Source organism: Bradyrhizobium sp. (assembly GCF_017881085.1).
Lineage (GTDB): Bacteria > Pseudomonadota > Alphaproteobacteria > Rhizobiales > Xanthobacteraceae > Bradyrhizobium.
This window is the reverse complement of sequence record NZ_JADGRI010000485.1, coordinates 1-2,688: the sequence shown is the minus strand read 5'-3', so window position 1 is coordinate 2,688 and position 2,688 is coordinate 1. Positions and strand designations below refer to the sequence as shown.

The following is a 2,688-nucleotide window of genomic DNA, read 5'->3' as shown; positions in this document are numbered from 1 at the left end:
GCCGGCGTCATCGGCAGCGCTTCGACGCCGAGCTTTGTCAGGCTGTCCTGCATCGCCGGCTCGTTGAGCACCTTGACGCCGGCGGCTGCGCAAGCGCTGCAAGAACTGCTCCGGCCACTCTCGTCGTTCTCGCGACAGCTCACTCCACCAGCGTGAATTGCAGCAGCAAGGTGCGCTGGATCAGCGAGAAATTGTCGTCGGAAACCATGGTCAGCACGGTGTCGCCCTCCGGCGTGACATGGGCGTCGATGCCTTCCGCCGTCGACGTCAGGAAGCGGCGGCGGGTGAAAGCTGCACGCATGGGTTCAGGAATGCAATCTGCGCCGTTTGCCTGTCGCTGCGGGTGCCGCGCCATGGGTCTCGCTGAACAGCTCGGCGAGCTTTTCGGTGATGGCGCCGCCGAGTTCTTCGGCGTCGACGATGGTTACCGCGCGGCGATAATAGCGCGTGACGTCGTGACCGATGCCGATCGCGATCAGCTCGACCGGCGAGCGGGTCTCGATCTCCTCGATGATGTGGCGCAGATGGCGCTCCAGGTAATTGCCGGGATTGACCGACAGGGTGGAGTCGTCGACCGGTGCACCGTCGGAAATCATCATCAGGATCTTGCGCTGCTCGTGGCGACCCAACAGCCGCTTGTGCGCCCAGTCGAGCGCCTCGCCGTCGATATTTTCCTTGAGCAGGCCCTCGCGCATCATCAGCCCGAGATTTTTCCGCGCACGCCGCCACGGCGCATCGGCGGATTTATAGATGATATGCCGGAGATCGTTGAGCCGGCCCGGATTGGCCGGCTTGCCGGCGGCAAGCCACGCCTCGCGCGACTGCCCGCCCTTCCACGCGCGTGTCGTGAACCCGAGAATTTCGACCTTGACGCCGCAGCGCTCAAGCGTCCGCGCCAGAATATCGGCGCAGGTGGCGGCGACGGTGATCGGGCGGCCGCGCATCGAGCCGGAATTGTCCAGAAGCAGCGTCACCACGGTGTCGCGGAAAGTCGCTTCCTTCTCGCTCATGAACGACAGCGGATGATAGGGATCGGTCACCACGCGCGACAGCCGCGCCGGATCGAGCACGCCCTCCTCGAGATCGAACTCCCAGGCGCGGTTCTGCTGCGCCATCAATCTGCGTTGCAGTCGGTTGGCGAGCCGCGCCACGATGCCCTGCAAATGCGCGAGCTGCTTGTCGAGATAGCTGCGCAGGCGTTCCAGTTCGTCATGGTCGCAGAGATCCTCGGCCGCGATCACCTCGTCGAATTTCGGCGCGAAAGCGTGATATTCCGGCCCGCGCGGCTCGTTGGCGCCGCGCGAATTCGGCCGCGTAGCTTCCCCCGGCGTCTCGTCGTCGCCGAGTTCGCCGTCGTCGAAGGTGTCGCTGGTGGAGGCCTGCGCGCTTTCCATCGCGCTCTCCGACATCTCGTCGGTCGTGGCCTGTGCCTGGTCGGCGCTCATTTCCTGCGCGGCGTCACTGTCGGGCGAGCCTTCCGCGCCGGACTGGTCGTTCTCGCCGTCGCGGTTCTCGTCCTGGTTCTCGTCCTCGTCGGCCTCGGCATTGCGCTCGTCGCCAAGCTCGAGCGCGCTCAGGAGATCATGCACGGCGTCGCCGAATTTCGCCTGATCCTCCGCCAGCCGATCGAGCCGGTCGAGCCGCGCGCCGATCTTGTCTTCCAGCAGCGGGCGCCAGAGGTCGACCATCTTCCTGGCGGCCGCCGGCGGCGCGAGGCCGGTCAGGCGCTCGCGCACCAGCATCGCCAGCGCATCCGACAGCGGCGCGTCGGCGCGGTCGGTGATTTCGTCGAACTTGCCGCGATGGAAATGATCGTCGAGCATCGCGGTGAGATTCTTGGCAACGCCCGCCATCCGCCGCGAGCCGAGTGCTTCGACGCGGGCCTGTTCGACCGCCTCGAACACGCCGCGCGCCTGCGGATTGCCCGGCATCAGCTTGCGATGCACTTTCGGATCGTGGCAGGCGAGTTTCAGCGCGATCGAATCGGCATGGCCGCGCACGATGGCGGCATCCCGCCGTGTCATCTTGCGCGCCGGCTCCGGCAGCCGCGCCTTGCCCGGTGCCAGTCCCGGCCGCTCGGCGGCGAACGTCACTTCAAGTTCCGGCTTTCGCGCGATCGCGCGCAGGCAGGCGGTCACCGCGCGCTTGAACGGCTCGGTCGGCGCTTCCTTCGATCCGGTGCGGAATTTGGTATTCGACGTGGTCATCTCAATTTCACCGCCCGTCGTCCCCGCGAAAGCGGGGACCCATAACCACCGGCGCTCGTTGTTCTCCCGAGATCCAGCCGGCGACGACGCTTACGACATCGCCACGTTCACCGAGGACTCCTGCAGCTCCACATTGAAGCAGCGCTGATAGAATTCAGCCACCAGCGGCCGTTCCAGCTCGTCGCACTTGTTGAGGAAGGTGACGCGGAACGCAAACCCGATGTCGGAGAAGATCTCGGCGTTCTCCGCCCAGGTAATGACCGTGCGCGGGCTCATCACCGTCGACAGGTCGCCGTTGGCGAAGGCGTTGCGGGTGAGATCGGCGAGCCGCACCATCTTGTTGACGATGTCGCGTCCCTCCGAGTTGCGGTAGTGATGCGCTTTCGCCAGCACGATCTCGACTTCCTCGTCATGGGCGAGATAGTTCAGCGTGGTGACGATCGACCAGCGGTCCATCTGGCCCTGGTTGATCTGCTGGGTG

The 2,688-nt window shown here is 65.5% G+C and carries 2 protein-coding genes and 1 pseudogene; all 3 read right to left on the bottom strand.

Annotation, left to right across the window (positions count from 1 at the left end; all coding sequences use genetic code 11):
- Window positions 1–139: 139 nt before the first annotated feature.
- A pseudogene (locus QZ213_RS27005) lies at window positions 140–256 on the bottom strand (twin-arginine translocation pathway signal); the annotation flags it as partial.
- A 49-nt stretch (window positions 257–305) separates the two neighbouring features.
- Complete coding sequence (cobT, locus tag QZ213_RS27000; RefSeq protein WP_291689101.1) at window positions 306–2,207, bottom strand: cobaltochelatase subunit CobT; 1,902 nt, start codon at window positions 2,205–2,207, stop codon at window positions 306–308.
- Between the two features lie 90 nt (window positions 2,208–2,297).
- Window positions 2,298–2,688 (bottom strand): CbbQ/NirQ/NorQ C-terminal domain-containing protein (locus QZ213_RS26995; protein ID WP_291689100.1); only part of this gene is annotated, 391 nt, incomplete at its 5' end.

Bases quoted from the DNA above. Each gene is read 5' to 3' on its own strand.
- cobT (WP_291689101.1), bottom strand. From the start codon at position 2,207: ATGACCACGTCGAATACCAAATTCCGCACCGGATCGAAGGAAGCGCCG.